2 protein-coding genes are annotated in these 3,862 nt (G+C 50.9%); both read right to left on the bottom strand.

Annotated features, from left to right (window positions below; genetic code table 11):
* Positions 1 to 2: 2 nt before the first annotated feature.
* Positions 3 to 3,572 carry a hypothetical protein gene (locus DYH56_RS15475; RefSeq protein ID WP_147269631.1) on the bottom strand — a complete coding sequence of 1,190 codons (3,570 nt, stop codon included), beginning with the start codon at positions 3,570 to 3,572 and terminating at the stop codon, positions 3 to 5.
* 48 nt (positions 3,573 to 3,620) lie between these two features.
* The coding region (locus DYH56_RS16075) for a hypothetical protein (protein WP_158539181.1) at positions 3,621 to 3,862 on the bottom strand (242 nt) is incomplete at its 5' end.

Genomic DNA, 3,862 nt, shown 5'->3' with positions numbered 1-3,862 from the left:
TATCATAAAGGAGTGGTAGGACTGTTGAAAATCGTCTTGAGGAAGGTGTCGTAATTGACTGTTTTCTCCTTCTTCGTGGAATTTGCTTTCTCCTGGCACCAGAGATAATAGAGAATGGCAAACGCGATTGGGAAGAGTGAGGAGAGGATGGTGTTGTGCCGAATGGCGATTTCTCTGCACGCAGTGATTGCTCTGCTCTGAGATTTCGAGAAGACAACGCGAACGAGATCTTCGAACCATGTGGTCCAGGCGAGCTCATCGAAGTCTGCTTTGGGGAGCTTCAGATCAATCGCATCAATCGATATCTGCGGAAGATTGGCAGAGGATTTGGTCACATCAGGATGAACGGCGGGCGCTCTCGGAATGCGCTGGGGAGCGTTGGGATCTCCGATAGAGAGCTTGAGAAGTGGCTGATACGGTTTGTTTGTCATCACGCATGTTGAGAGCTTGCAGAGGTCAATGGACTGGGTGAAGTCGAAAATCGATTCGAGGAGGGGAATGTGACTGCGGAACTGGTCGCCAAGCATTTCGCCGGTGTGGAGGATGATGTCGAGACACTGCTTGTGGAGAGCCTTGTTCTTGGCGTATGCGGCGATGATGGTTCGGAAGATCTGATAGGCAAAAGGCTTGCCTCCTCCGAGAACGAGAATCTCGTCGAGCCTTCCGATGACAGATTGCTGGACATGCTCCTCTTTGGCATGGAAAATGATGTAATCGAGGAGTGGAGGAATGACGACATGATCAACAAGAGAGATGCTCTCTCCATAGGAAATGAACAAAGAAAGAAGATCTTCAACTCTCTCCTTTGGTAACGATTGGAAGTTCTCAGTGAAGATGATCGTGACCTTGAGGATGTGTGGGAGGAAGTTCTTCTTCTGGAACATCACCATCCACTCAGTGAGCCGCAAGAGAAGGTGATCGTCAAGGGATCCCCAATGGGTACAAACAAGGTCAACAAACTTGGGAACAAGAACGGCGAAACGGGAGCCGAGAGATTTGATCAGCGTTGGTACGTTGTTCAGGAGCGTTGTGATCGTTGAGCTTTCACCAACCTCGAGAAGCTTGTTGATGCAATCGAGAACGATTGTGAGGAGCGTGTTGTCGAGGGGATTGGATTTCAAAATGGTGAACACAGCTTGAAGCGCGAGTGTGTGGAGAGTCTCAAAGCTTGTGTCGAGGAGAATGTCGGAAAGAACAGACAGGGTCACGCCGAGAGATGTGTAGACCAATGCCGCGACCGGATCATGTGGATCCTGGGTGTTGATAAATGTGTTGGGCGAGTGAGAGAACTTCGGTTCCTTGTTGGACTGATCTTCGAGATTCAATATCTCTGGCCTGATGGCGCCAATGGATGAGAGTGTGGTCAGGACGCTGATCTGGAACTCCTCAGTTTCTGCGACAGAAGATGTCAGCAGGCGATCAAAGGTTGCGAGATCCTCGATAGTGACATGGGTGTTGAAGTCCGTGTTTGTGAGAAGCGATTTCAACAGCGCGATGCCTGCCTTCAGCTTGGATCTGCTGGAGTAGGGCTGGAGCGCATGTGTAATGTGTGGTAAGAGCAGATTGATATCGACTGACGTGGAGTTGATAGAGATGAGTTGAGCGAGGAGCTGCAGCGCAGCAGGTGGGAGAAGCTTGAGCTTCGAAAGGTGTCCGATCAAAAATGGTGCGAATTGAAGAAGGATGGATCTCAGCGGTTCAGCGTACGGCTGAGCAGGATCATCGAGGCCATCCGAGATTACAAGGAAGGGCTCAAGATCTTGTTTCTTCACAGTTGATTTGATGGTGAGATCAACAGCAAACTCGTTCAAGCGCGCAGTGATCAGCTCTGGGACCCCAGAGTGCTCTGCGAGAATAGTGAGATACTTGAATGCCTCATGGCGGATTTCGTCGTCTGTATCACGAATCAAGCCATGCACTGTGAAGATCGCGTATGTATCTGACGTGGATTTGGAGAGATGCTGGAGAAGGTCAATACGAAAGTCCTCATCGTGATCGATGGCCACAACGTCGAGCAGGCGTTTGGAGACGGCAGAGGATTTGGTGACATTCTGGAAATGCAAGATCACATCCGCGGCAGCTTTTCTCACTGTCAGAGATGGGTTCTTCAGATGATAGCAGTACTCGAGGATGAGGTTCTCGGAGTAGGAGTTGGGTGAGACCTTGAGCTGGGACAATGCCTGGAATGCCAGGAGAATTTGGGTTTGGGATTGGTCTTGCTTGAGGAGAATATTGTTGGCGATGGTGATGAGTCGAAGATGAACTGTTTCTGTCGATGTTGGACACAGCTGTAGAAAGCGGTCGAAGCCGTCGACGTAGAGATCTGAAAGCTTCTGATCAAGTGCAGTATCAGCATAACGTGTGTTCAGTTTTGGCGAAAGTGTGAGGAGAGAGATGAAACAGAAAATTGATTCGTCGCTGTCGAGCGAATCAACGAGTTGTCGCTGGATGCCGCTCAGCAGATCGACTTGCTTCGTGGAGAATGCCATTCGCTTGGAAAAAATCAAGTTTCCGAGAGCATAGAGTGTCTCGTTTCGCAGGATCTTGTTCTTCTTGATCACCTTGTCGTAGACCTCGAAGATCTTGAGCATCTTGTCTTCGGTGAAGATGTCGGGAGAGGTCAGCAGTGCGAGAGGGATCGCGGTGTATGCAGCAACGACAGAAGGGCTCGTGTACGTCTTGTTTGAGACCAGCTCTTTCGTAAAGATGGGGTCAGAAGGCACAGTCTTGAATTTGAACGATGGAATCGAGACTGGGTACTCCTTGATGATGGCTTGGATCGCTTCGCAGACGCCGATGATCTTCTCGTAGTTGATGTTCGATATCTCAAATCGGGCCATGAGGAACTTGGTGATCATTTTCATGTACAGCGGGAAGTCCTCCTCGTGCGCATTCTTGAGGATGGAAATGAGCAAGCTCTTCGCAGGGATGAAGACGGCGGGATCGCTGTTTTCGAAGATGGGGATCACGGCGAGGAGCGCCTGCTTCAGGAGGTTGTCGAGCTTCGAGGCGAAGTTTTTCACGAGAATCTCCGTGATCATGAGGCCAGAGACAATCGTCGTCGTGTCTGTGCTGCCCATCCAGTCAAACGTGTTCTTGTGGACCTGCTGGAGCGTCAGTTGGAAGGATTTCTTCAGGATCTTCTCGAGTTTCTGCAATATGAGCTTGAAGTAGTGCCAGACGAGGCTGCTGAGCGATGGTGGCGTCTGGAGTATGTCTCGCGCGATGCGGTTGGCCTTGTTCATCTTGTCGCCGAGATCAACCTCAAGGGCGGCGTTGATTACGATCACGAACAGGAGGGGGTTGTTGCCCAGAGCCTCGAGAGAGACTGTTGACATGAGCTGGTGAATGAATACTTGCTCGCCGGAGTAGACCTTGTGGTGCTGATACACGTTCCCGATGAAGGACTTGAGCCCCTCCACCGAGTTGATGAAAAGGAGCGAGCCCGTGTCCGACATGTACCTGCTGATCTCGTTGATGTAGAACTGGATGTTCCGCAGGTTGGCGCCAGCCGGGAAGGCCGTGCCGTGACCCTCGGCCTTCTTCAAGACAGCTCGCTTATCATCGCTCATTGGCAAGATTGAGCGCCGCGGGATTTATTTCAAAAAGTTCTGTAAACTTTAAACGGTTTTCTCTGTTTCAACTGGGGCCTCCTGTGGAGCGGCGGGGGCCTCTTTTTCCTCATGAACAACAGCCAGCGGCGGGATTGGAATATGGACTTCAACGGAATCTGGCGTTGAAATGGGCTCCACTTGAGCGTCCTTCGGCTTGCTCCGGTCGCGAATCTCGGGCGGCGCGTGGTCTACATGGTTCTTCAGCTTGTCAGTGATGCTCTTGATCTCAAGGTACCACTCCTTTAGAT

The sequence above is a fragment of the Psychrilyobacter piezotolerans genome, from assembly GCF_003391055.1.
GTDB lineage: Bacteria > Fusobacteriota > Fusobacteriia > Fusobacteriales > Fusobacteriaceae > Psychrilyobacter > Psychrilyobacter piezotolerans.
This window is presented reverse-complemented; position numbering and strand designations above follow the sequence as displayed.

Bases quoted from the DNA above. Each gene is read 5' to 3' on its own strand.
- DYH56_RS15475 (WP_147269631.1), bottom strand. From the start codon at position 3,572: ATGAGCGATGATAAGCGAGCTGTCTTGAAGAAGGCCGAGGGTCACGGC.